Here is a 23,065-nt window from a genome sequence, read left to right as displayed (position 1 = left end):
GCCTTAAGAGGGTTCTAAGAGCCGCGTTTGGCAGGCTTTGACCATGAGCACCACGCGCGCGGTCAGAATCCTCGTCGTCGACGACGAGCCGGAGGTACGGGCGGCCGTCGAGGACGGCCTCGCGGTGGAGGGGTACGAGGTCCGGGGCGCCCCCGACGGGCTCGCCGCGCTGTCCGAGGTGGCGGCCTGGCGGCCGGACGCGATCGTCCTGGACGTGATGATGCCGGTCCTCGACGGGCTCGGGGTGTGCCGCCAACTGCGCGCGATGGGCGACCGCACCCCCGTCCTGGTCCTGACCGCGCTCGACTCGGTGAGCGAGCGGGTGGACGGCCTGGAGGCGGGTGCGGACGACTATCTGGTGAAGCCCTTCGCCCTGGACGAACTCGTCGCCCGTGTCAGGGCGTTGCTGCGCCGGGCGGCGCCCGATGCGGCCGAGCCGCAGGAGCTGCGGTACGCGGACCTCGTCCTCGACCCGGTGGCGCACACCGCGCGCCGCGGCGAGCGCCCGATCGACTTCACACGCACCGAGTTCGCCCTGCTTGAACTCCTGATGCGCAATCCGGGGCAGGTGCTGCCGAGGGAGCTGATCCACGAGCTGGTCTGGGGCCGCGACTTCGGCCCGGACTCCAACTCCCTGGCCGTGTACGTGGGTTACCTGCGCAGGAAGCTGGAGGCGGCGGGCGAGTCCCGGCTCGTCCACACGGTGCACGGCGTCGGCTACCGCCTGGACGCCTCGTGAGCTCCCGGCGCCGTCTCGGTGCCCGCTGGCGCCGCCACCGCCCGCTGCGCACCCGGCTCGCGACGGCCGCCTCGGCCGCGGTCGCGCTGGTGGCGGTCGGGGTGTGCACGGCCGCGTTCTTCGTCCTGCGCTTCGAGCTGTACCACCAGCTCGATCTGAACCTGGCCCAGTCGGCGACCCTGGCCATCCAGCAGAACCGGGGAGCGGCCCCGGGCGTGCTCGCCGGGGAGTGCCGGTATCTGGCGGCGCCCGCCTGCGCGCAGGTCGTGCCCGCCGACCCGGCGGACGATCCCGCCAAGCCCTATCTGCTCCCGGTGAGCCTGCCCGTGCGTCAGGTCGCCACCGGTGAGCGCAGGCCGTACTCCACCAACATCACGCTGCCCGGCGGCGAGCCCGCCCGCATGTTCACCACCCCCTTCGGCGGCTCGAAGTCCCTTCAGGTGGCGCTGCGTTCGGACACCGCGCGCAAGGGGGTCAGCCAGGCGGCCTGGCTGATGAGCGGGGTCGGCGCGGCCGGGGTGCTGCTCGCCGCGGGCCTCGGCTACTGGGTGTCGCGCACGGGACTCGCCCCCGTGGCCCGGCTCACCGCGACGGCCGAGCACATCGCGGCCACCCGCGACCCGAGCCACCGCATCGAGCTTCCGCCGGGCCCGCCCGACAAGGAGGACGAGGTGACCCGGCTCGCGGCCTCCTTCAACACGATGCTGGGCGAGCTGGAGCAGTCGGTGACGGCTCAGCGCCGCCTGGTCGCCGACGCCTCGCACGAGCTGCGCACCCCGCTGACGGCGCTCCGTACCAACGCCGAGCTGCTCGCCCGCGCCGACCGCCTGACAGAGACCCAGCGCGACCGGGCGTCGGCGGCGCTCGGCCGCCAGATCCGCGAGGTGTCCGTCCTGGTCAACGACCTCATCGACCTGGCAAGGGACGAGGAGCCGACCCCGCTCCTTGAGGATGTGCGGCTCGCCCCGCTGCTCGCGCACACGGTGGACACGGCCCGCGCGCACTGGCCCGCGACCCCGTTCCGCCTTGACCTGGTCGACGCGTCGGTCACCCTGCCCGGCGTTCCGGGGCGGCTGGCCCGCCTGATCTCCAACCTCCTGGACAACGCCGCCAAGTTCAGCCCGCCCGGCGCTCCGGTCGAAGTCACGCTGCTGGCCGGTGAGTTGACCGTGCGGGACCACGGGCCCGGGATCTCCGCGGCCGACCTCCCGCACGTCTTCGACCGCTTCTACCGGGCCGAACAGGCCCGCGCCCTGCCCGGCTCGGGTCTCGGCCTGGCGATGGCCCGCCAGATCGCCCGCGCCCACGGAGCGGAGCTGACGGCTCATCAGGCGCCGGGCGGCGGAGCCCTGTTCCGGCTGACGTTGCCACCCCGCTAGCCCGGGTTCTCCGCCCCGGACCCCGTTCGCAGCTGAAGGGTGCTCGCCCTCGGACGCCGGACGGGCTGAAGTGCGCCGCACCGGGCATCCCGCCCAGGGATGCTGGGAACCACGCGGGCACGGTCCGCGGACCAACGCGTGCCCCCGGGGCCGCGCCCAAGCCCCGGTCGCGCCGCACGCGTGCACCCGCCCCGGGCGCGGGGAGGGGGTCAGAAGCCGGGCGGCTCCGTGTAGGTGCCCCACTCGTCGCGCAGGACGCCGCAGATCTCGCCCAGGGTCGCCTCGGCGCGGACCGCGTCCAGCATCGGGGCGATCATGTTCGAGCCGTCGCGGGCCGCGGCCAGCATCGCGTCGAGCGCGGCGCGCACCGCGGCGTCGTCCCGGCGCGACTTGCGGTCGGCGACCGCCCGTACCTGCTCGCGCTCCACCTCGTGGCTGACCCGCAGGATCTCCAGGTCTCCGGTGACCGAGCCGTGGTGGCAGTTGACGCCGACGACCCGCTTGTCGCCCTTCTCCAGGGACTGCTGGTAGCGGAAGGCGGACTCGGCGATCTCGCCGGTGAACCAGCCGTCCTCGATGCCGCGCAGGATGCCGGAGGTGATCGGGCCGATCGGGTGCTGCCCGTCGGGGTGCGCCCGGGTGCCGCGCTCCTTGATCTGGTCGAAGATCTTCTCGGCGTCGGCCTCGATGCGGTCGGTGAGCTGCTCGACGTACCAGGAGCCGCCGAGCGGGTCGGCGACGTTGGCGACGCCGGTCTCCTCCATCAGCACCTGCTGGGTGCGCAGCGCGATCTCGGCGGCCTGCTCGCTGGGCAGCGCGAGGGTCTCGTCGAGGGCGTTGGTGTGCAGCGAGTTGGTCCCGCCGAGCACGGCGGCCAGGGCTTCCACGGCGGTGCGTACGACGTTGTTGTACGGCTGCTGCGCGGTCAGCGAGACCCCGGCGGTCTGGGTGTGGAAGCGCAGCCACTGCGCCTTGTCCGACCGCGCGCCGTACACCTCCTTCATCCAGCGGGCCCAGATGCGGCGCGCGGCGCGGAACTTGGCGATCTCCTCGAAGAAGTCGACGTGGGCGTCGAAGAAGAAGGAGAGGCCGGGGGCGAAGACGTCGACGTCCAGGCCGCGGCTCAGGCCCAGCTCGACGTAGCCGAAGCCGTCGGCCAGGGTGTACGCGAGCTCCTGCGCGGCCGTCGCCCCGGCCTCGCGGATGTGGTAGCCGGAGACCGAGAGCGGCTTGTACGCGGGGATGCCCCGCGCGCAATGCTCCATCAGGTCGCCGATGAGGCGCAGGTGGGGCTCGGGCTGGAAGAGCCACTCCTTCTGCGCGATGTACTCCTTGAAGATGTCGGTCTGGAGCGTGCCGTTGAGGACACCGGGGTCGACGCCCTGGCGCTCCGCGGCGACCAGGTACATGCAGAAGACGGGGACGGCGGGCCCGCTGATCGTCATGGAGGTGGTGACGTCCCCGAGCGGGATGTCCTGGAACAGCACCTCCATGTCGGCGGCCGAGTCGATGGCGACGCCGCAGTGGCCGACCTCGCCGAGCGAGCGGGGGTCGTCGGAGTCGCGCCCCATGAGCGTCGGCATGTCGAACGCGACGCTCAGCCCGCCGCCGCCGGCGGCCAGGATCATCTTGTAGCGCTCGTTGGTCTGCTCGGCGTTGCCGAACCCGGCGAACTGCCGGATGGTCCAGGTGCGCCCGCGGTAGCCGGTCGGGTAGAGGCCGCGGGTGAACGGGTACTCGCCGGGCCAGCCGATCCGCTCGAACCCGTCGTAGGTATCGCCGGGCCGGGGCCCGTACGCCGGGTCGACGGGGTCCCCGGAGAGCGTGGTGAAGTCCGCGTCGCGCTTGCGGGCCTTGTCGTAACGGGCCTGCCAGCGACGGCGGCCTTCTTCGATGGCGTCAGCGTCCATGGTTCGAATTTACTTGGACGTCCTAGTAAATGTCGATGGCCGACCGCCACGCATTGCTCGCGCGGCGGTCCGGGAGGCTGCCGTCAGGCCTTGGCGCCGGCCGGGACCTCGTCCGCGACCTTGGACTCCAGCTCCTTGGAGACCTTGCGCTCGACGAAGAAGGCGGCGGTGGGGATCGTGCCGGCGATCAGCACCCACAGCTGCTTGCCGACCGGCCACTTCGCCTTGGAGCCCAGGTCGAAGGCGAAGACGAGGTAGATCACATACAGCCAGCCGTGGGCGATGCCGATGACCTTCGTGAAGTCCGCGGCGCCGTTCATGTCGAGGATGTACTTGGCGATGACGCCCAGGGTCAGCAGGACCAGCAGGACGCCGGTGACGTACGCCATCACCCGGTAGCGGGTCAGCACGCTCTTTTTCATGCCGCCGAGCCTAACCGGACATGCCGGGCGATCTTCGCCCGGGTTGTCCGTTCGGCCGCGGCCGGCCGTCCGGCTTCCCGGCGCGCCGCCCCGGACCCCGTTGGCGCCTGAACGGCGCTCGCCTTCCATCGCCGGACGGGCTGGGAATGCGGCCCGCCAGGGCCGACGCCGGTGCGACGGCTCAGTCGTCGAAGTCGTGGGCCGCCACGCGCAGGGGGCGCAGCATCGCGAAGATTTCTCCGCACTCCTCCGCGTCGTAGACACCGAGCCCGAAGTCCATCGCCATCAGGTCGCGCGTGGCCTGCTCCACCACCTCGCGCCCCTTGTCCGTGATGGACGCCAGCGTGCCGCGGCCGTCGTTCGGGTTGGGGCGCTTGTCGACGAGGCCCGACTTCACGAGGCGGTCCACCGTGTTGGTGACCGAGGTCGGGTGGACCATCAGACGCTCGCCGATCTTCGACATCGGCAGCTCGCCCGCCTTGGAGAACGTCAGCAGGACGAGTGCCTCGTACCGCGCGAAGGTCAGCCCGTACGGCTTCACCACCGCGTCGACCTCCGCGAGCAGGATCTGGTGCGCCCGCATGATCGAGGTGATCGCCCCCATCGAGGGCACGGGTCCCCAGCGCTGCTGCCAGAGTTCGTCGGCTCGGGCGATGGGATCGAAGGGAAGGCTGAGCGGCTTGGGCACCCGTTGACCTTACCCACTGGTCACATGCCGGTCAGCCCCGTCTCGCAGTTCGGTACCCGGCGCCCGCGGCACCGGGCCGCGCGCCGTCCCGGCATGGCGCTCCCTCACGCAGGGTGACCGATATGTCACGATCATCCGGTCCTGTGTAGGTACGCGAAGCCCCAGGGGGCTGGATGTTCCGGTACCGAATCCTCCTCGCCGCCGCCCTGCTCACCGCCGCCGCCGGCTGCTCGTCCGGCGCGGAGCCGGACGCCGCCTCGGTGGCGCGGGCCCGCTCGCAGACCGAGGCCGCTCCCGCGCCGGCCCCCGGCTCCCCGTTCTGGGTGGACCCCGAGAGCGACGCGGTCCGGCAGATCAGGATCTGGCAGGGGCAGGGCCGCGGCGCCGACGCGCAGGTGCTGCGGCGGATCGCCGACCGGCCGGTCGCGACCTGGCCGTCCGGGGACAACCCGCGGCCGGGCATCCGCAAGGCCGTCGAGGGCGCCGCCAAGGAGAAGCGGACCGCCCTGTTCGTGGCGTACAACATTCCGCACCGGGACTGCGGCAAGTACTCGGCGGGCGGTGCGAACGGGGTCGAGGGCTACCGCGCCTGGTACGGGATGTTCGCCGAGGCCATCGGCGACGCCCCGGCGGTCGTCGTCCTGGAGCCGGACGCGATCGCGCACATGGTCGACGGGTGTACGACGCCTGACCACCACGCCGAGCGCTACCAGCTCCTCAACGAGGCCGTCGAGCACCTCAAGACGCTGCCCCGCACCAAGGTCTATCTCGACGCCGGGAACCCTTCGTGGATCCCGGATCCCCAGAGCCTCATCGAGCCGCTGCGCCGGGCCGGGGTCGACAAGGCCGACGGGTTCGCGCTGAACGTCTCCAACTTCCAGACGGACGCGGCGGTACGGGCGTACGGGGCGCAGGTGTCGCGGGGCCTCGACGGCAAGCACTTCGTCATGGACACCAGCCGCAACGGCGAGGGCCCGCTGCGCGACGACCGCGACCAGGCCTGGTGCAATCCCCCGGGCCGCTCGCTCGGCACCCCGCCGTCGGTCCGCACCGGCGATCCGCTCGTCGACGCGTTCCTGTGGATCAAGCGGCCCGGCGACTCGGACGGGCCCTGCCGCGGGGGCCCGTCCGCCGGGACCTGGTGGCCGGAGTACGCGCTCGGGCTGGCCCGGCGCGCCCGGTACTGACCCGGGTCAGTCCACCCGGAGCCACTTCGCCTCGGACGGGGTGCCCTCCTGGTCGCTCACGAAGACCATGTACCAGCCGGGGGGCACCAGCGCGCGGTCCTTCGGGACGGTGAGCGTGACCGAGTTCCCGTCCTTGGCCAGGCCCAGTTCGACCGAGCGCTGCTCCACGTCCGTCGTGTGGGTCACCGCGCTCGGGCGCAGCAGGCGGGCCTTGACGACGCGCTCGGGGTGGTCCGTCCTGAAGGTCGCCCGGCCGTCGGCCGCCACGGCCTCGGGCCCGTCGCCGAGCGCCGGGCGCTTGTCCTTGTCCCGGTAGAGGTAGGGCGGGGTGTAGACCTCCATGCGCTGCTCGAACTTGCCGGGCTTGGTGTTGTTCGTGTCGCCGAAGAGCGAGTCGGAGCCGAAGGTGGCGACCCGGCCGTCGGGCAGCAGCAGCGCCTCGGAGTGGTAGTTGCGGCCGATGGTGGGGTCCGCGGCCTCGCGGAAGGCGTTCGCCCTGGGGTCGTAGAACTGGGCCTTGAGGATGTTGGAGCCGCCCCGCCCCCGGTAGTCCGAGGAGCCTCCGCTGGTGAAGACGGAGTCGTCCGGCATGATCACGCTGTTCAGGTAGCGCGTCCCCTGCGGGAGTTCGGGTCCCGACCGGAAGACGGGGCTGTCCTGCTTCAGGTCCACCACGGCGGTGCGCGGCGTCGCCTTCTTGGACTCGCCGACCCCGCCGCCGCCGAGCAGCATGAACCGCTGGTCCTGGGCGGGCGGCAGCAGCAGGGAACTGGCCGTCTCCACCTGGTCGGCGGCGTTGAGCCCGCCGATCTTGGTGAAGGTGTTCTTCTCCACGTCCCACAGGCCCGGCTCGCGGCCCTTGTCGGCGGGCCCGTACCCGGCGTTCGCGCCCGAGTAGAAGAGCTTGCCGCCCTTGGTCAGGAACAGCGAGGGGTAGGTGGGGAAGTAGCGGGTGGGGCCCTTGGACCACTGTTTGGTCTTCGGGTCGTAGATCTCGTTGTCCCCCTGGAGGATGGCGCCCACGTCGTCGAGCCCGGAGACCGCGAGCACCCGGCCGTCCTGGAGCGTGGTGAGCGTGGGGTACCAGCGGGCCTCGTGCATCGGGGTGACCGGGATGTACTTCTCGGCCTTCGGGTCGAACTCGTACGCAGCCCGGATCCCCTGGTAGTCCTGCTTGTCCAGGGTGATCTTCTCGGCGAGGCCGTAGACGTTGTCGGCGTCCTTGCCGGTCAGGCCCTCGACCTCGTACTGGGCCTGGTCGGTGGCGACGGACTGGGGGCCTTCGGCGACCGCCTCGACGAAGACCCGCGCCTCGGCGGCGGTGGTCTTGGTCTTCCAGGGCTTCATCTGCCCGCTGGCGTAGTACGAGATCTGGAACTCGCGCTTGGCCTTGGGCACCGTGACGTCGAACTTCGAGACGTACTCCACGCCCGAGGGCGAGCGGAACCTGGTGCCCTTCTTGAGGGTCACGGCCTTGTTGGGGTCCTCGTTCTTGACCCGCATGCCGCCGCCGGCCCGCTTCACCTCGCCGTCCAGGACCTCGTAGCGGGCGGTTCCGCCCGCCACCAGGAGCTTGCCGTCCGGGAGTTGGGCGTGGCCGCCGCAGAAGAAGTCCTCGGGGGTGGGGATCTTCTTGAAGGAGTTGTCCTTCGGGTTCCACAGCACGGTGTCGAAGGTGCCGGCGTCGAAGTGGTCCTGCTTGTTGCCGGAGCCCGCGATGATCAGCACCTTGCCGGTGTGCAGCAGCGCCGCGTGGATCGCGTTGGTGCGGTACTCCTTGGGGATGTCGACGCCGTGCCAGGCGCCGTAGCGCGCCATGTACTCGGGCTGGGCTATCTCGTAGGCGTGGTACTGCTCGGTGGCGAAGGAGAGGGCGGCGGGGGCGTTGAGCCCCGCGAGGACCACGATGGCGCCGCCGCCGAACAGGGTCTTCTTCGTCCGTTTCGAGGGCCGGTAGGCCATGGCTCAGTTCCCTCCTGTCGTCGTGGCGATGGCGGGTTCCGCCTCGCCCGTGGCCTTCTGCTGCTGGGGGGCGCCCTTGGCGGCGCGCTCGCGCACCGTCGTCCAGGCCCAGATGACCGCGGGGGCCAGCGCGATGCACAGGGCGAGCAGGGCCCAGGTGCGCATGGCGACGTGGGTGTGGCGGTAGTGGACGGAGGCGATCAGCGAGGCGGTGAGGACGGCCGCCCAGAACAGGTGGATGCGGAAGGTCCACAGCCGGTCCGGGCTCATCTGGCCGCCCTTGGGGGTGACCACGAACCGGCCGCGGGTGCGCAGCACCGCCGAGCCGAGCGACTTGAGGTAGATGGGCGCCGAGATCGCCGACATGCCCATCCCGGCGAGCCCGCCCGACCCCTCGGGTTCGTGCGGCGAGACGTTGTGCCGCCGGTTCCACAGGTACAGGCCGATCTGGAGGGCGGCCGCGTCGCTGTAGAGCATCAGCCAGACCGAGGCGGTGACCTCGGTTCCGGACGCGCCGAACCAGAGGAACAGGACGCAACTGAGCATGCCCAGAAGCCAGTTGACGGCCGTCATGGGGTAGTAGACGAGCATCAGGGTGTACGAGAGCAGCCGGCCGGGCGGCATGGTGAACGGCGCCTTCCAGTACTGCTTGAAGAGCGTCTCGTAGGTGCCGCGCGACCAGCGCATCTGCTGGGTGAAGAAGTCGGTCCAGGAGGCCGGGCCCTCGCCGACGGCCAGCACGTCCGGGGTGTACACGGAGCGCCAGTGGCGGCCGGTCCGCGGGTTCTTGTGCCGGTGCAGTTCGAAGCCGGTGGCCATGTCCTCGGTGATCGAGTCGTACAGGCCGCCGATCTGTCGCAGCGCCGCGATCCGGACGATGTTGTTGGTGCCGACGAACATGGGGGCCCGGTAGCGGTTGCCGGCCCGCTGGATCAGCGCGTGGAAGAGGAACTGCTGGGACTCCGCGGCCTTGGTGACCGGCGAGGTGTAGTTCCCGTACACCTGGGGCCCGACGACGAAAGCGACGTCGGGGTCGCGGAAGTAACCCATCATCCGCTCCAGGAAGTTGGGGAGCGGGGCGTGGTCGGTGTCGACGGAGGCGAAGAAGTCGTACCCGCCGCCGTGCATCGCGATCCAGGCGTTGTAGTTGCCGTGTTTGGTGCGGGCCTTGTGGGCGCCCTTCTTGCGGTTCCACTCCGGGACGCCCTTGCGGGAGAAGTGGCGCACCCCGAGTTCGGCGCAGAGCGCCCGGGCCCGCTCGTCGTCGCCCTCGTCCAGGAGCCACACGTCCAGCGGTCCGGTGTGGGTGAGCCGGACGGCCGCCTCCAGGGTGTGGCGCACCATGGATATGGGTTCCTTGCCCGGCACGTACGTGGTGAGGAAGGCGACCCGGGTGCCCTCCTCGGGGGTGACCGGGACGGGGTCGCGGGCGACCATCGTGGCGTGGGCGATGGAGGCGACGTTGGCGACCATGAAGAGCTCGATCAGGCCGATCGACACCAGCATCGCGACGTCGAGGACCACGAGCCAGCGGTCGCCCCCCTCGCGCTCGACCCAGTGGGTGGGCCAGACGAGGTAGACGAGCAGCAGGCCGGTGAGTATCGGCGCCAGGGTCATCAGCAGGACGGCGCGTATGCGGTGCGGCTCCTGGGAGAGGAGGCTCCGGTACTGCACCCGGTAGGGCGGGGCGCCCGGCTCCGTGAGCGGTCCGGCTAGCCGGCTGTGGGTCTCGTAGTCGTAGCCCTCCGGGCGCACGGTGCCCTCCAGCTGATCGTCGAGCAGGGTCTTCGAACTGGGTTGATATCCCCACAAAAGTGGAGAATTCCCGGCGTGTCGACTGGAGTACTCCGAGTGAGCGGTTCTACGGTGGACGGCCTTTCCCCGGGTGCGGGCGCCGCTGGACGCGTGAGAGCCCCCGGCCGGGGCGGCCGGGGGCTCTCACGGGGGTGCGGGCGGAGCCGGTTACTCCGCGGCCAGGTGGCGCTCCACCGTCTCGACCTTGGAGGTCAGGCCGTCGGTGACGCCGGGGCGGATGTCCGCCTTCAGGACGAGCGAGACCCGGTTGGAGCGGGCCTCGACGGCGGCGACGGCGCGCTTGACGACGTCCATCACCTCGTCCCACTCCCCTTCGACGGAGGTGAACATGGCGTCGGTGCGGTTGGGCAGGCCGGACTCGCGGACCACGCGGACCGCGTCGGCGACGTACTCCCCCACGTCCTCGCCGACGCCCAGCGGGCTGACCGAGAAGGCGACGATCATGCGTTGACCACGCCTTCCTTGCGGGCCCGGGTGGCGATCACGGCGTCGTCCAGCTCGCGCCGGAGCTTGCGCTCGGCGAAGAAGCCGCCGAAGGGCAGCACGGCGAGCACGAAGTAGAGCGCGGCCCTCTTCACGGGCCACTTGGTGCGGTTCCAGGCGTCCAGCCAGAAGAGCACGTACAGCGTGAACAGGATGCCGTGAACCATGCCCATGACCATGACCCCGTCGAACGAGGTGGTGCGCTTGAGCACGGAGCAGACCAGCAGGATCGGGAACGAGATGGCCTCGGGGAGCGAGATCAGTCGGAGTCGATGCAGGGCCGAGGCGGTCTTGATGTCCACGTGTGGGGCACCTTCGCTGGGAGGGAGCGGGCGGCAGTGATCGTTCGGCCGCGATCTTGTGAAAGCGTGCACAAACGTTCCCCATTCTGACATCGCACCCTTGCCCCTGTCGGGGCGGGTCCCCCGCCCGCTAACGTCGGCCCGTGGCAATGTTCCGACTCCAGGGCAGCAAGGTGCTCGCCGTCGACATGACGGGCGACGCCGTCAAAGCGAAGAACGGCTCGATGGTCGCCTACGACGGCCAGATGGCCTTCAAGAAGATGACCGGCGGCGGTGAGGGCCTGCGCGGCATGGTGACCCGCCGCCTCACCGGCGAACAGATGACGGTGATGGAGGTGAAGGGGCACGGCACGTGCTACTTCGCCGACCGCGCCAGCGAGATCAACCTCGTGAACCTCCAGGGCGACAAGCTCTTCGTTGAGGCGAGCAACCTGCTCGCCACCGACGCCGGGCTGCGCACCGGCACCACCTTCACCGGACTGCGCGGCGCGAGCCAGGGCAACGGCCTGTTCACGACGACGATCGAGGGCCACGGGCAGGCCGCGATCATGTCGGACGGACCGGCCGTGGTGCTGCGGGTCAGCTCCCAGTACCCGCTGTCCGTGGACCCCGGGGCGTACATCGCGCACCAGGGCGACCTCCAGCAGCGCTTCCAGTCCGGGGTCACCTTCCGCACCTTCCTCGGCGAGGGCTCCGGGGAGGCCTTCCAGATCCGGTTCGAGGGCGAGGGCCTGGTGTACGTGCAGCCCAGCGAGCGCAACACGATCGGCGGGGACATCTGATGCCCTTCCGCGAGATCAACTCGAAGATGGTCGAGGCGACGGTGCTGCCCGGCCAGAGGATGTTCAGCCAGCGCGGCGCGATGCTCGCCTACAAGGGCGAGGTGTCCTTCACGCCCAACATCCAGGGCGGCCAGGGCGGCCTCATGTCGATGATCGGCCGCCGGGTCGCCAACGAGGCGACGCCGCTGATGACGGTGGAGGGCAGCGGGACCGTGCTGTTCGGCCACGGCGGCCACCACATCCAGGTCATCAACCTCCAGGGCGACACCCTGTACGTGGAGGCCGACCGGCTGCTCGCCTTCGACGGCACCCTCCAGCAGGGCACCATGTTCATGGGCTCGCAGGGCGGCGTCATGGGCATGGTGCGCGGCCAGGTGACCGGCCAGGGTCTGTTCACCACGACCCTCAAGGGACACGGCGCGGTCGCGGTGATGGCCCACGGCGGCGTGATCGAGCTGCCGATCACCCCGCAGCGCCCGGTCCACGTCGACCCGCAGGCCTACGTGGCCCACCACGGCGACGTACGCAACAAGCTCTCGACCGCGCTGGGCTGGCGCGACATGGTGGGCCGGGGCTCCGGCGAGGCCTTCCAGCTCGAACTGTCCGGCCAGGGCGCCGTGTACGTGCAGGCCTCGGAGGAGAAGCTGTGACCGCCCCGGTGATCTTCGATCCCTACTCGCTGCCGACCGACGACAACGTCAACAAGTACACCTTCTGCGTGGAGCTCAAATCGAGCCAGTGGTTCCTGCAGAAGGGCAAGATGATCGCCTACTACGGGCAGATCGAGTTCAACGGCATCGGCCACGGCCGGCTCGACCGGCTGCTGCGCACGAGCTTCCACTCCCCGCTGCACGCCAGCGACTGGGTGGTGGCGGACGGCAGCGGCAAGATGCTGCTCGCCGACCGCGCCTTCGACGTGAACAGCTACGACCTCGACGACGGCAACCTAACCATCCGGTCCGGCAACCTGCTCGCCTACCAGCCCTCGCTCGCGCTCAAGCAGTCGATCGTGCCGGGCTTCCTGACGCTGATCGGCACGGGCAAGTTCGTGGCCGCCTCCAACGGCCCGGTGGTCTTCATGGAGCCGCCGATCCGCGTGGACCCGCAGGCGCTGGTCGGCTGGGCGGACTGCCCCTCGCCCTGCCACCACTACGACCACGGCTACCTGACCGGCGTCCTGGGCGGAATCCGGTCACTGACCGGACTCGGCGGCACTTCCGGCGAGGAGCACCAGTTCGAGTTCGTGGGAGCCGGTACCGTGCTGCTCCAGTCCACCGAGGTGCTCATGGCGGAGCAGGCGACCGGGCGGGTCGACGCCGAGCCCGGAGTGCCTGGCGGCGGCCCCGGCGGGCACGGTCAGGCGAGCGGGGCACCGCGCCTTCCCGGCCAGCTGGGGGACCTCCAGCGTCGCTTCGGCCTGTGAGCGGTAGTCTGCGGAGTGTGACGTCGAACGCCTGAGCCCCTCGGGGCCCGGCGGTCGCGCGCGGGTGGCGCGATCGCATCGCGTGCCGGGCGTCACACTCCCATACTTGGTTCAGAATTCAACTTCTTAGGTAGAATCCACATATGGAGACCGAGACGGCCACGAACTGGCTGAGCGACGACGAGCAGTGCGCCTGGCGCACCTATCTGGACGTCAACCGGATGCTGACGTACCAGATGGAGAAGGATCTGCAGCCGTTCGGCCTGACGAACAACGACTACGAGATCCTGGTGAACCTCTCGGAGTCGGCCGACAAGCGGATGCGGATGAGCGACCTCGCGGCCGCCACCCTCCAGTCCAAGAGCCGTCTCTCGCACCAGATCACCCGCATGGAGAACGCGGGCCTGGTCCGGCGCGAGAACTGCGAGTCGGACCGGCGCGGGCTCTTCGCCGTCCTCACCGAGCACGGCACGGAGACCATGGAGAAGGTCGCCCCCCACCACGTGGCCTCCGTGCGGCGCCACTTCATCGACCTGCTGTCGTCCGAGGCGCTCGCGGATCTACGCGAGTCACTCACCCCGGTCGCGGAGCACCTGCGCGGCCACCGCGGCAAGATCTGACGCCCGGTCGGATCCGGCCGGCGTCTAGGCCCCGGTCAGCCCGGCCACCAGCTCGTCGGCCGCCGCGTACGGGTCGAGCTCGCCGTCGACGATGCGCTGGGCCAGCGTGTCCAGGCGGCGGTCGCCGTGCAGCGAGCCGATGCGCTCGCGCAGGGCGGTGACCGCGATCGTCTCCACCTCGCGGGCCGCGCGGGCCCGGCGCCGCTCGGCGAGGACGCCGTGCTCGGCCATCCACGCGTGGTGCTTCTCCAGGGCCTCCACGACCTCGTCGATGCCCTCGCCGCGCGCCGCCACCGTCTTGACGATGGGCGGGCGCCAGTCCCCCGGGCCGCGCGACTCGCCCAGGCCCAGCATGTGGTTGAGCTCGCGGGCCGTCGCGTCGGCGCCGTCCCGGTCGGCCTTGTTGACCACGTACAGGTCGCCGATCTCCAGGATTCCGGCCTTCGCCGCCTGGATGCCGTCGCCCATGCCGGGCGCGAGCAGCACCACGCTGGTGTCGGCCTGCGAGGCGATCTCGACCTCGGACTGACCGACGCCGACCGTCTCCACGAGGATCACCTCGCAGCCCGCCGCGTCCAGCACCCGGATGGCCTGCGGCGCAGCCCAGGCCAGACCGCCCAGGTGACCCCGGGTCGCCATCGAGCGGATGTAGACGCCCGGGTCGGAGGCGTGCTCGGACATCCGGACCCGGTCGCCCAGCAGGGCCCCGCCGGAGAAGGGCGAGGACGGGTCGACGGCCAGGACGCCGACCCGCTTCCCGGCCCTGCGGTAGGCCGTGACCAGCGCCGAGGTGGACGTCGACTTGCCGACACCCGGCGAGCCCGTCAGGCCCACGACGTACGCGTTGCCCGCGAGCGGGGCCAGCGCCGCCATGACCTCGCGCAGCTGCGGGGACGCCCCCTCGACCAGCGAGATCAGCCGGGCGACGGCCCTGGGCCGGCCTTCCCGGGCCTGGGCCACCAGTTCGGGGACGTCCACCATTGCCGCTCCGTTCAGTCGCGTACGCACCGCAGGGATCAGGGAGTTACTTGCCCGGGGTCACTTGCCCGGAACGCGCACGATCAGCGCGTCGCCCTGGCCGCCGCCGCCGCACAGGGCCGCCGCGCCCACGCCGCCGCCGCGGCGCTTCAGTTCGAGGGCGAGGTGCAGCACCACGCGGGCGCCGGACATGCCGATGGGGTGGCCCAGGGCAATGGCGCCGCCGTTGACATTCACCTTTTCCGGGGAGACCCCGAGGTCCTTCATTGACTGCACGGCGACCGCCGCGAAGGCCTCGTTGATCTCGATCAGGTCGAGGTCCTCGACCGTGATGCCCTCCTTGCCGACCGCGTGGCGGATGGCGTTCGAGGGCTGCGACTGGAGCGAGTTGTCCGGGCCCGCCACGTTGCCGTGGGCGCCGATCTCGGCGATCCACTCCAGGCCCAGCTCCTCGGCCTTGGCCTTGGACATGACGACGACCGCGGCCGCGCCGTCCGAGATCTGCGAGGAGGTGCCGGCCGTGATCGTGCCGTCCTTGGCGAAGGCGGGGCGCAGCTTCGCGAGGGACTCGACGGTGGTGTCCGCGCGGACGCCCTCGTCCTTGGCGAAGAGGACCGGGTCGCCCTTGCGCTGCGGGATCTCGATCGGGGTGATCTCGGCCTCGAAGACGCCGTTCTTCTGGGCGGCGGCGGCCCGCTGGTGCGAGGCGGCCGCGATCTCGTCCTGCTCGGGGCGGGCGATGCCCAGGCGGCTGTTGTGCTTCTCGGTCGACTCGCCCATGGGGATGTTCTCGAAGGAGTCGGTCAGACCGTCGTACGCCATCGCGTCGAGCATCTCGATCGCGCCGTACTTGAAGCCCTCGCGGGACTTGGGCAGCAGGTGCGGGGCGTTGGTCATCGACTCCTGGCCGCCGGCCACCACGATGTCGAACTCACCGGCGCGGATCAGCTGGTCGGCGAGCGCGATCGCGTCCAGACCCGACAGGCACACCTTGTTGATGGTGAGCGCGGGGACGTTCATCGGGATGCCGGCCTTGACGGCCGCCTGGCGCGCGGGGATCTGCCCGGCCCCCGCCTGGAGCACCTGGCCCATGATCACGTACTGCACCTGGTCGCCGCCGATGCCGGCCCGGTCCAGGGCCGCCTTGATGGCGAACCCGCCGAGGTCGGCGCCGGAGAAGGACTTGAGGGAGCCGAGCAGTCGGCCCATGGGCGTACGGGCGCCCGCGACGATCACTGAGGTGGTACCGGTCGTTCCAGACATGAGGCACGGCCCCTAGGGAGGTGAGGTGAACGAGGGTTTACTTTGAATGTACTGAGCGGGTACTGCCACGTCACCGGGCAGCCGGTGTGATCGCGCGCACGTTGCGTAACCACCCCCGGGGGCGCTGCACTGGACCCATGCTGACGCGAATCGACCACATCGGGATCGCCTGTTTCGACCTCGACAGGACCGTCGAGTTCTACCGTGCCACCTACGGATTCGAGGTGTTCCACACCGAGGTCAACGAGGAACAGGGCGTGCGCGAGGCCATGCTCAAGATCAACGAGACCTCCGACGGCGGGGCCTCCTACCTCCAGCTCCTGGAGCCCACCCGCGAGGACTCCGCCGTGGGCAAGTGGCTGGCCAAGAACGGCGAGGGCGTCCACCACATCGCCTTCGGCACCGGCGACGTCACCGCCGACTCCGAGGCCATCCGCGACAAGGGCGTCCGGGTCCTCTACGACCAGCCGCGGACCGGTTCGATGGGCTCGCAGATCACCTTCCTGCACCCCAAGGACTGCCACGGCGTGCTCACCGAACTCGTCACTTCCGCACCGGAAGGCACCACCGCCCACTGAGCCCACACAGTGGAGGCCGGACCTCCGGATACTCGGCCCGGTACAGTGGGCGGTTCCGGGCCGGGGTCGGGTCGGGGCCTGGGACCCACGCCCCTGTTTTGATCTGACACCATTCACCGGGGGCCCGTCCGCTGTACTCGCGGTCGGACGGCGCTCGTACGGGCAGAGTTCGCGACCAGGGGACGGATGGGACCGCGCAGTGCGGGGCTACGAACGCCAGGAGAGCCAGAGCCACCGGCCTGACGACCACCTCTCGCGGTTCGAGGCCGAGATGGAGCGGCTGAAGACCGAGCGGGAGAAGGCCGTTCAGCACGCCGAGGATCTCGGCTACCAGGTCGAAGTGCTGCGCGCCAAGCTCCACGAGGCGCGCCGCAATCTCGCGACCCGTCCCGCCTACGACGCCGCGAACGTCGGCTACCAGGCCGAACAGCTGCTCCGCAACGCCCAGATGCAGGCCGAGCAGTTGCGTACGGACGCCGAGCGCGAGCTGCGTGACGCCCGCGCCCAGACCCAGCGCATCCTCCAGGAGCACGCCGAGCACCAGGCGCGCCTCCAGGCCGAGCTGCACGCCGAGGCCGTCAACCGCCGCCAGCGCCTCGACCAGGAGCTGGCCGAGCGCCGCGCCACCGTCGAATCGCACGTCAACGAGAACGTGGCGTGGGCCGAACAGCTGCGTGCCCGCACCGAGTCGCAGGCCCGGCGCCTGCTCGAGGAGTCCCGCGCCGAGGCCGAGCAGGCCCTGGCCGCGGCCCGCGCGGAGGCCACCCGCATCGCCGAGGAGGCCCGCCAACGGCTGGGCGCCGAGGCCGAGTCGGCCCGCGCCGAGGCGGAGGCGACGCTGCTGCGCGCCCGCAAGGACGCCGAGCGCCTCCTGAACGCCGCGTCCGCGCAGGCCCAGGAGGCCACCTCCCACGCCGAGCAGCTGCGCACGACCACCACCGCCGAGTCCGACCAGGCGCGCCAGCAGGCCGCCGAGTTGAGCCGGGCCGCCGAGCAGCGGATGCAGGAGGCGGAGGCCGCGCTGCGCGAGGCGCGCGCCGAGGCCGAACGGGCCGTCACCGAGGCCAGGGAGGCCGCGGCCAAGCAGCTCGCGAGCGCCGAGTCGGCCAACGAGCAGCGCACCAGGACCGCCAAGACCGAGATCGCCCGCCTGGTCGCGGAGGCCACCAAGGAGTCCGAGACCCTCAAGGCCGAGGCCGAGCAGACGCTTCAGGACGCCAAGGACGAGGCCGAGCGGCTGCGCGCGGAGGCCGCCGAGGCGGCCCGCACGAGCGCCGCCGAGGACGCCGCGGCCCAGCTCGCCAAGGCCGCGCGCACGGCCGAGGAGGTGCTGACCAAGGCGTCCGACGACGCCCGGGAGACCACCCGCAAGGCCTCCGAGGAGGCCGAGCGGATCCGTCGCGAGGCGGAGGCCGAGGCGGAGCGGCTGCGCGGCGAGGCCGCCGAGCAGGCCGACGAGCTCAAGGGCGCGGCCAAGGACGACACCAAGGAGTACCGGGCCAAGACGGTCGAGCTCCAGGAGGAGGCCCGCCGGCTGCGCGGCGAGGCCGAGCAGCTGCGCGCCGAGGCGGTCGCCGAGGGCGAGCGCATCCGCGGCGAGGCGCGCCGCGAGGCCGTCCAGCAGATCGAGGAGGCGGCGCGGACCGCCGAGGAGCTCCTGGCCAAGGCGAAGGCGGACGCCGACGAGCTGCGCACGACCGCGGGCAACGAGTCCGAGCGGGTGCGTAACGAAGCGGTCGAGCGGGCCAACACGCTGCGCAAGCAGGCCGAGGAGACCCTGGAGCGCACCCGGGCGGAGGCCGAGCGGCTGCGCGCCGAGGCCGAGGAGCAGGCCGAGCAGACCACCACGTCCGCCGAGCAGGCATCTGCCCGGCTGCGCGAGGAGACCGAGCGGGCGATAGCGGCCCGCCAGGCCGAGGCCGCCGAGGAACTGACCCGGCTGCACACCGAGGCCGAGCAGCGGCACGCCGCCGCCGAGCAGGCCCTCGCCGACGCCCGTACCGAGGGCGAGCGGATCCGGCGCGAGGCCGCCGAGGAGAGCGAGCGGCTCCGCACCGAGGCCGCCGAGCGCATCCGTACGCTCCAGGCCCAGGCCGAGCAGGAGGCCGAGCGGCTGCGCACCGAGGCCGCCGCCGACGCGTCGACCACCCGCGCCGAGGCGGAGAGCGCCGCGGTACGGCTGCGCACCGAGGCGTCCGCGGAGGCCGAGCGGCTCAAGTCCGAGGCGCAGGAGGCCGCCGACCGGATGCGCGCGGAGGCCGCGGCCGCCGCCGAGCGGGTCGCCGCCGAGGCCGCAGAGGCGCTCGCCGCCGCCCAGGAGGAGTCCGCCCGGCGCCGCCGCGAGGCCGAGGAGACCCTCAACTCGGCGCGTACCGAAGCCGATTCGGAGCGTGCCCAGGCCCGCGAGCAGAGCGAGGAGCTGCTCGCCTCCGCCCGCAAGCGGGTCGAGGAGGCGCAGGCCGAGGCGCAGCGGCTCGGCGAGGAGGCCGACCGGCGCGCCACCGAGCTGGTGTCGACGGCCGAGCAGACCGCCAAGGACGTACGCGATTCGGTGGCCGGGCTCCGCGAGGAGGCCGAGGAGGAGATCGCCGGTCTGCGCAGCGCGGCCGAGCACGCCGCGGAGCGCACCACGACCGAGGCGCAGGAGGAGGCGGACCGGGTCCGCGCCGACGCGCACGCCGAGCGCGAGCGGGCCGGTGAGGACGCGAGCCGGATCCGCGCCCGCGCCCAGGAGGAGTCCGAGGCCGCCAAGGCGCTGGCCGAGCGCACCGTCGCGGACGCCATGGCCGAGGCGGAGAAGGCCCGTTCGGACGCCTCCGAGTACGCGCAGCGCATGCGCACCGAGGCCTCGGACGCGCTCGCCTCGTCCGAGCAGGACGCCGCCCGCACCCGGGCCGAGGCCCGCGAGGACGCCAACCGGATCCGCTCCGACGCCGCGAGCCAGGCCGACCGGCTGGTCACCGAGGCGACGGCGGAGGCCGAGCGGCTGGCCGCCGAGTCGACCGCCGAGGCGGAGCGGCTGGTCACCGAGGCCCAGCAGGTGCGGGTCGAGGGGCAGGCCGAGGCCGACGCGCTGCGCGCCGAGGCGCGCGAGGAGGCCGAGCGGGTCACCTCCGCCGCCCTGGCCGAGGCCGAGCAGGTCACGACGGCCGCCCGCGAGCAGGCCGAGCGGGTCACCAGCAAGGCCCAGGCGGACGCCGAGCGCACCACCAACGAGGCCAACGCCTATGCGGAGTTGGTCACCACCGAGGCGCGCGCGGACGCGGGCTCCACGCTGGGCGCGGCCAACGCCGAGGCCGAGCAGACCATAAACGACGCCCGCGCCGAGGCCGAGCGACTGCTCGACGAGGCGCGCGCGGCCGCCGACAAGCGGCGCGCCGACGCGGCCGCCCAGGCCGACCAGCTCATCACGGAGGCGAGCGGCGAGGCCGAGCGGCTGCGCGCCGAGGCCGCCGACACGGTGGGCTCCGCCCAGCAGGCCGCCGAGCGGATCCGGGCGGAGGCCGAGAAGAACAAGGCCCGCGCCGAACAGGCCGCGGAGAAGACGCGTACCGAGGCCCGCGAGGAGGCGGACCGGCTGCTCGACGAGGCGCGCACCGCGGCCGCCAAGCGGCGCGCGGACGCGGCCGAGCAGGCCGACCAGCTCATCAACAAGGCCCAGGAGGAGGCGCTGCGCGCCGCGACCGAGGCCGAGGAGCAGGCCGACACGATGGTCGGCGCGGCCCGCAAGGAGGCCGAGCGGATCCTCGCCGAGTCGACGGTGGAGGGCAACTCCCTGGTGGAGAAGGCCCGTACGGACGCCGACGAGCTGCTCGCCGGGGCGCGCGCGGACGCCACCGCCATAAGGGAACGCACCGAGGAGGTGCGCGCCCGTACCGAGGCGGAGATCGAGGAGCTGCACGACCGGGCCCGCCGCGAGAGCGCCGAGCAGATGAAGACGGCGGGCGAGCGCGTCGACAAGCTGGTGAAGGCGGCCACCGAGCAGGCGGCGGAGGCCGAGGCCAAGGCCAAGGAGCTGGTGTCGGACGCCAACTCGGAGGCGGGCAAGGTCCGCATCGCCGCCGTCAAGAAGGCGGAGGCGCTGCTGAAGGAGGCCGAGACCAAGAAGGCCGAGCTGATCCGCGAGGCCACCGCACTGCGCGACGAGGCGGCCGCCGAGGCGCGCCGGACGGTCGAGGAGGGCAAGCGTGAACTGGACGTTCTGGTCCGGCGGCGCGCGGACATCAATGCCGAGATCTCCCGTGTCCAGGACGTACTTGAGGCGTTGGAGTCATTCGAGGCTCCGACCGCGGGCGGCAAGTCCGGGTCCGGTGGCGGTTCCTCCGCAGGTGTCAAGGCGGGTGCCGCGGCTGGGGCAACACGTTCGAGTGGCAAGTCTTCCGAGGGCTAGCCACTCAAAAGGCTGGACATTCTCCAGATCAAACCGGCATCCGCTCGATGACACGCCGCTTGGGCCCCTAGGATTCCCCCTATCACCTCACCGGTCTCATTCGACAGGAACCCCATGAGCGACACTTCCTCCCCCTTCGGCTTCGAGCTCGTGCGGCGTGGTTACGACCGCGGTCAGGTGGATGACCGCATTACCAAGCTCGTCGCCGACCGTGACAGTGCTCTGGCACGGATCACTTCTCTGGAAAAGCGCATCGAGGAGCTCCACCTCGAAACGCAGAACGCCCAGGCCCAGGTGAACGACGCGGAGCCGTCGTACGCGGGTCTGGGTGCGCGTGTCGAAAAGATCCTGCGGCTCGCCGAGGAAGAGGCGAAGGACCTGCGCGAGGAGGCCCGCCGGGCCGCCGAACAGCACCGCGAGCTGGCCGAGTCGGCCGCCCAGCAGGTCCGCAACGATGCCGAATCGTTCGCCTCCGAGCGCAAGGCGAAGGCCGAGGACGAAGGCGTACGGATCGTCGAGAAGGCGAAGGGTGACGCCTCTCAGCTCCGTTCCGAGGCGCAGAAGGACGCGCAGTCCAAGCGCGAGGAGGCGGACGCGCTCTTCGAGGAGACCCGCGCCAAGGCCGCCCAGGCCGCCGCGGACTTCGAGACGAACCTCGCCAAGCGCCGCGAGCAGTCCGAGCGCGACCTGGCGTCGCGTCAGGCCAAGGCCGAGAAGCGCCTCGCGGAGATCGAGCACCGCGCCGAGCAGCTCCGCCTCGAGGCCGAGAAGCTGCGCACGGACGCGGAGCGCCGTGCGCGCCAGACGGTGGAGACGGCGCAGCGCCAGGCCGAGGACATCGTGGCGGACGCCAACGCCAAGGCGGACCGGATCCGTTCGGAATCCGAGCGCGAGCTGGCGGCGCTCACCAACCGCCGCGACTCGATCAACGCGCAGCTCACCAACGTCCGCGAGATGCTGGCGACGCTGACCGGTGCGGCCGTGGCCGCCGCCGGTTCCCCGGTCGACGACGAGCCCGTCTCGCGCGGCGTCCCGGCGCAGCAGTCCCGCTAGTCGTCGCAGCCCTTCCCCCGTGGGCTGCGCCCGGCGCCACGAAGCCCCCTGCCACTCCGGTGGCGGGGGGCTTCTCGCGCATTTAGCGTAGCCGCATGATCGAGCTGCAGGAGCTCACCAAGCGCTATGGCACCAAGGTCGCCGTCGACCAGCTGTCCTTCCAGGTCAGACCAGGCGTGGTGACCGGCTTCCTGGGCCCCAACGGGGCCGGCAAGTCGACGACCATGCGCATGCTGCTCGATCTGGACAACCCGACCAGCGGCACCGTACGCATCGACGGCAAGCACTACCGCGAACTGGCCGAGCCGCTGAAGTACATCGGGGCGCTGCTCGACGCCAAGGCGATGCACGGCGGCCGTACCGCCTACAACAACCTGCTGTGTCTCGCCGAGTCCAACCGGATCCCGGCCTCCCGGGTCTCGGAGGTCCTGGACACGGTGGGGCTGACGGCGGTGGCGAAGAAGAAGGCGAAGGGCTTCTCGCTGGGTATGGGGCAGCGGCTCGGAATCGCCGCGGCGCTGCTCGGCGACCCCGAGATCCTGATGTTCGACGAACCCGTCAATGGTCTGGACCCCGAGGGAATTCACTGGATCCGCAATCTCATGAAGCAGCTCGCGGGCGAAGGCCGAACGATCTTCGTTTCGTCTCACCTGATGAGCGAAATGGCGCTCACCGCGGATCACTTGATCGTTATCGGGCAGGGCCGACTGCTCGCCGATACATCGATGGCGGATTTCATCCGCGAGAACTCCCGGAGTTTCGTCCGGCTGCGTTCACCTCAGTGGGAACGCCTCCTGGACGTGTTGCAGCAGGCCGGTGTCCCCTTCGTGCAGACCGGCGACGGGGCCATCGAGGTCGACAACGGCAGGATCGAGACGCTGGGCGAACTCGCCGCCCAGCACCAGCTCGTGCTGCACGAGCTCTCCGGCCAGCAGGCCTCGCTCGAAGAGGCGTTCATGCAGATGACGGCGGGTTCGGTGGAGTACCACGCGCACGGCGCCACCACCCCGGACGCGCCGCCCGCGCCCGACCGGGGCGGCGGCCGGAAACCGCCGAACTGGGGTCCGCGCGATCCGGGCAGAGAGGTCTGA

The 23,065-nt window shown here is 71.5% G+C and carries 20 protein-coding genes; 11 read left to right on the top strand and 9 right to left on the bottom strand.

The window, feature by feature from the left end:
* Positions 1-43 precede the first annotated feature (43 nt).
* Both AC07F3_RS25240 and AC07F3_RS25235 read left to right on the top strand, forming a co-directional pair.
* Positions 44-739 (top strand): response regulator transcription factor, encoded by a 696-nt coding sequence (locus AC07F3_RS25240; protein ID WP_479116706.1) that lies wholly within the window; start codon positions 44-46, stop codon positions 737-739.
* The gene (locus tag AC07F3_RS25235) at positions 736-2,118 is read left to right on the top strand and encodes a sensor histidine kinase (protein ID WP_479116705.1); all 1,383 of its coding nucleotides are present in this window, start codon (positions 736-738) and stop codon (positions 2,116-2,118) included. Before AC07F3_RS25240 ends, AC07F3_RS25235 begins: the two co-directional genes overlap by 4 nt.
* 209 nt (positions 2,119-2,327) lie before the next feature.
* Here AC07F3_RS25235 and AC07F3_RS25230 read toward each other — a convergent pair whose 3' ends face one another.
* From AC07F3_RS25230 to AC07F3_RS25220, 3 genes are all read right to left on the bottom strand, one after another.
* Positions 2,328-4,028: an acyl-CoA mutase large subunit family protein gene (locus AC07F3_RS25230; protein WP_479116704.1), complete on the bottom strand. Its 1,701-nt coding sequence runs from the start codon at positions 4,026-4,028 to the stop codon at positions 2,328-2,330.
* Positions 4,029-4,111: 83 nt separating this feature from the next.
* Positions 4,112-4,450, bottom strand: a complete 339-nt coding sequence (locus AC07F3_RS25225; protein WP_114038213.1) for a DUF3817 domain-containing protein — start codon at positions 4,448-4,450, stop codon at positions 4,112-4,114.
* A 181-nt stretch (positions 4,451-4,631) separates the two neighbouring features.
* A complete protein-coding gene (locus tag AC07F3_RS25220) occupies positions 4,632-5,138 on the bottom strand; it encodes a MarR family winged helix-turn-helix transcriptional regulator (protein WP_479116703.1) in 507 nt (168 codons plus the stop codon).
* Between the two features lie 173 nt (positions 5,139-5,311).
* Here AC07F3_RS25220 and AC07F3_RS25215 point away from each other — a divergent pair, with 173 nt between their 5' ends.
* Positions 5,312-6,325, top strand: coding sequence for a glycoside hydrolase family 6 protein (locus AC07F3_RS25215; RefSeq protein WP_479116702.1), 1,014 nt, complete (start codon positions 5,312-5,314; stop codon positions 6,323-6,325).
* A gap of 6 nt (positions 6,326-6,331) precedes the next feature.
* Here AC07F3_RS25215 and glxA read toward each other — a convergent pair whose 3' ends face one another.
* The 4 genes from glxA to AC07F3_RS25195 form a co-directional block, all read right to left on the bottom strand.
* On the bottom strand, positions 6,332-8,287 hold the full coding sequence (gene glxA, locus AC07F3_RS25210; protein WP_479116701.1) for a radical copper oxidase GlxA: 1,956 nt from the start codon (positions 8,285-8,287) through the stop codon (positions 6,332-6,334).
* A gap of 3 nt (positions 8,288-8,290) precedes the next feature.
* Positions 8,291-10,042, bottom strand: a complete 1,752-nt coding sequence (locus AC07F3_RS25205) for a glycosyltransferase family 2 protein (RefSeq protein ID WP_479117023.1) — start codon at positions 10,040-10,042, stop codon at positions 8,291-8,293.
* 207 nt (positions 10,043-10,249) lie between these two features.
* Positions 10,250-10,546: an MTH1187 family thiamine-binding protein gene (locus AC07F3_RS25200; RefSeq protein WP_479116700.1), complete on the bottom strand. Its 297-nt coding sequence runs from the start codon at positions 10,544-10,546 to the stop codon at positions 10,250-10,252.
* The gene (locus tag AC07F3_RS25195) at positions 10,543-10,887 is read right to left on the bottom strand and encodes a DUF3817 domain-containing protein (RefSeq protein WP_114038207.1); all 345 of its coding nucleotides are present in this window, start codon (positions 10,885-10,887) and stop codon (positions 10,543-10,545) included. The genes AC07F3_RS25200 and AC07F3_RS25195 overlap by 4 nt, the downstream gene beginning before the upstream one ends.
* Positions 10,888-11,036: 149 nt before the next feature.
* Between AC07F3_RS25195 and AC07F3_RS25190 the strand changes: the two genes are divergently transcribed.
* The 4 genes from AC07F3_RS25190 (at position 11,037) to AC07F3_RS25175 (ending at position 13,712) form a co-directional block, all read left to right on the top strand.
* A complete protein-coding gene (locus AC07F3_RS25190; protein ID WP_479117022.1) occupies positions 11,037-11,669 on the top strand; it encodes an AIM24 family protein in 633 nt (210 codons plus the stop codon).
* A complete protein-coding gene (locus AC07F3_RS25185; RefSeq protein WP_479116699.1) occupies positions 11,669-12,319 on the top strand; it encodes an AIM24 family protein in 651 nt (216 codons plus the stop codon). The genes AC07F3_RS25190 and AC07F3_RS25185 overlap by 1 nt, the downstream gene beginning before the upstream one ends.
* Entirely contained in the window at positions 12,316-13,092 is a 777-nt protein-coding gene (locus AC07F3_RS25180; RefSeq protein ID WP_479116698.1) for an AIM24 family protein, read from the top strand. Before AC07F3_RS25185 ends, AC07F3_RS25180 begins: the two co-directional genes overlap by 4 nt.
* 143 nt (positions 13,093-13,235) lie before the next feature.
* On the top strand, positions 13,236-13,712 hold the full coding sequence (locus AC07F3_RS25175) for a MarR family winged helix-turn-helix transcriptional regulator (protein ID WP_053727026.1): 477 nt from the start codon (positions 13,236-13,238) through the stop codon (positions 13,710-13,712).
* Between the two features lie 24 nt (positions 13,713-13,736).
* On the opposite strand, the gene meaB is transcribed toward AC07F3_RS25175, so the two are convergent.
* Together meaB and AC07F3_RS25165 are read right to left on the bottom strand one after the other, a co-directional pair.
* Entirely contained in the window at positions 13,737-14,693 is a 957-nt protein-coding gene (meaB, locus tag AC07F3_RS25170; RefSeq protein WP_114038203.1) for a methylmalonyl Co-A mutase-associated GTPase MeaB, read from the bottom strand.
* A 57-nt stretch (positions 14,694-14,750) separates the two neighbouring features.
* Positions 14,751-15,953: an acetyl-CoA C-acetyltransferase gene (locus AC07F3_RS25165; RefSeq protein WP_479116697.1), complete on the bottom strand. Its 1,203-nt coding sequence runs from the start codon at positions 15,951-15,953 to the stop codon at positions 14,751-14,753.
* A 137-nt stretch (positions 15,954-16,090) separates the two neighbouring features.
* Here AC07F3_RS25165 and mce point away from each other — a divergent pair, with 137 nt between their 5' ends.
* The 4 genes from mce to AC07F3_RS25145 all read left to right on the top strand — a co-directional run bounded on the left by mce (position 16,091) and on the right by AC07F3_RS25145 (position 23,065).
* Positions 16,091-16,531, top strand: coding sequence for a methylmalonyl-CoA epimerase (gene mce, locus AC07F3_RS25160; protein WP_479116696.1), 441 nt, complete (start codon positions 16,091-16,093; stop codon positions 16,529-16,531).
* Positions 16,532-16,730: 199 nt separating this feature from the next.
* Positions 16,731-20,921 (top strand): polarized growth protein Scy, encoded by a 4,191-nt coding sequence (gene scy / locus AC07F3_RS25155; protein WP_479116695.1) that lies wholly within the window; start codon positions 16,731-16,733, stop codon positions 20,919-20,921.
* Positions 20,922-21,035: 114 nt separating this feature from the next.
* Positions 21,036-21,974 carry a coiled-coil domain-containing protein gene (locus AC07F3_RS25150; protein WP_114038199.1) on the top strand — a complete coding sequence of 313 codons (939 nt, stop codon included), beginning with the start codon at positions 21,036-21,038 and terminating at the stop codon, positions 21,972-21,974.
* Between the two features lie 95 nt (positions 21,975-22,069).
* A complete protein-coding gene (locus AC07F3_RS25145) occupies positions 22,070-23,065 on the top strand; it encodes an ABC transporter ATP-binding protein (RefSeq protein ID WP_479116694.1) in 996 nt (331 codons plus the stop codon).

This window comes from Streptomyces sp. NPDC045846 (assembly GCF_056431605.1).
The sequence above is the reverse complement of the archived record's forward strand: the minus strand, read 5'-3'. Positions and strand labels throughout refer to the sequence as shown.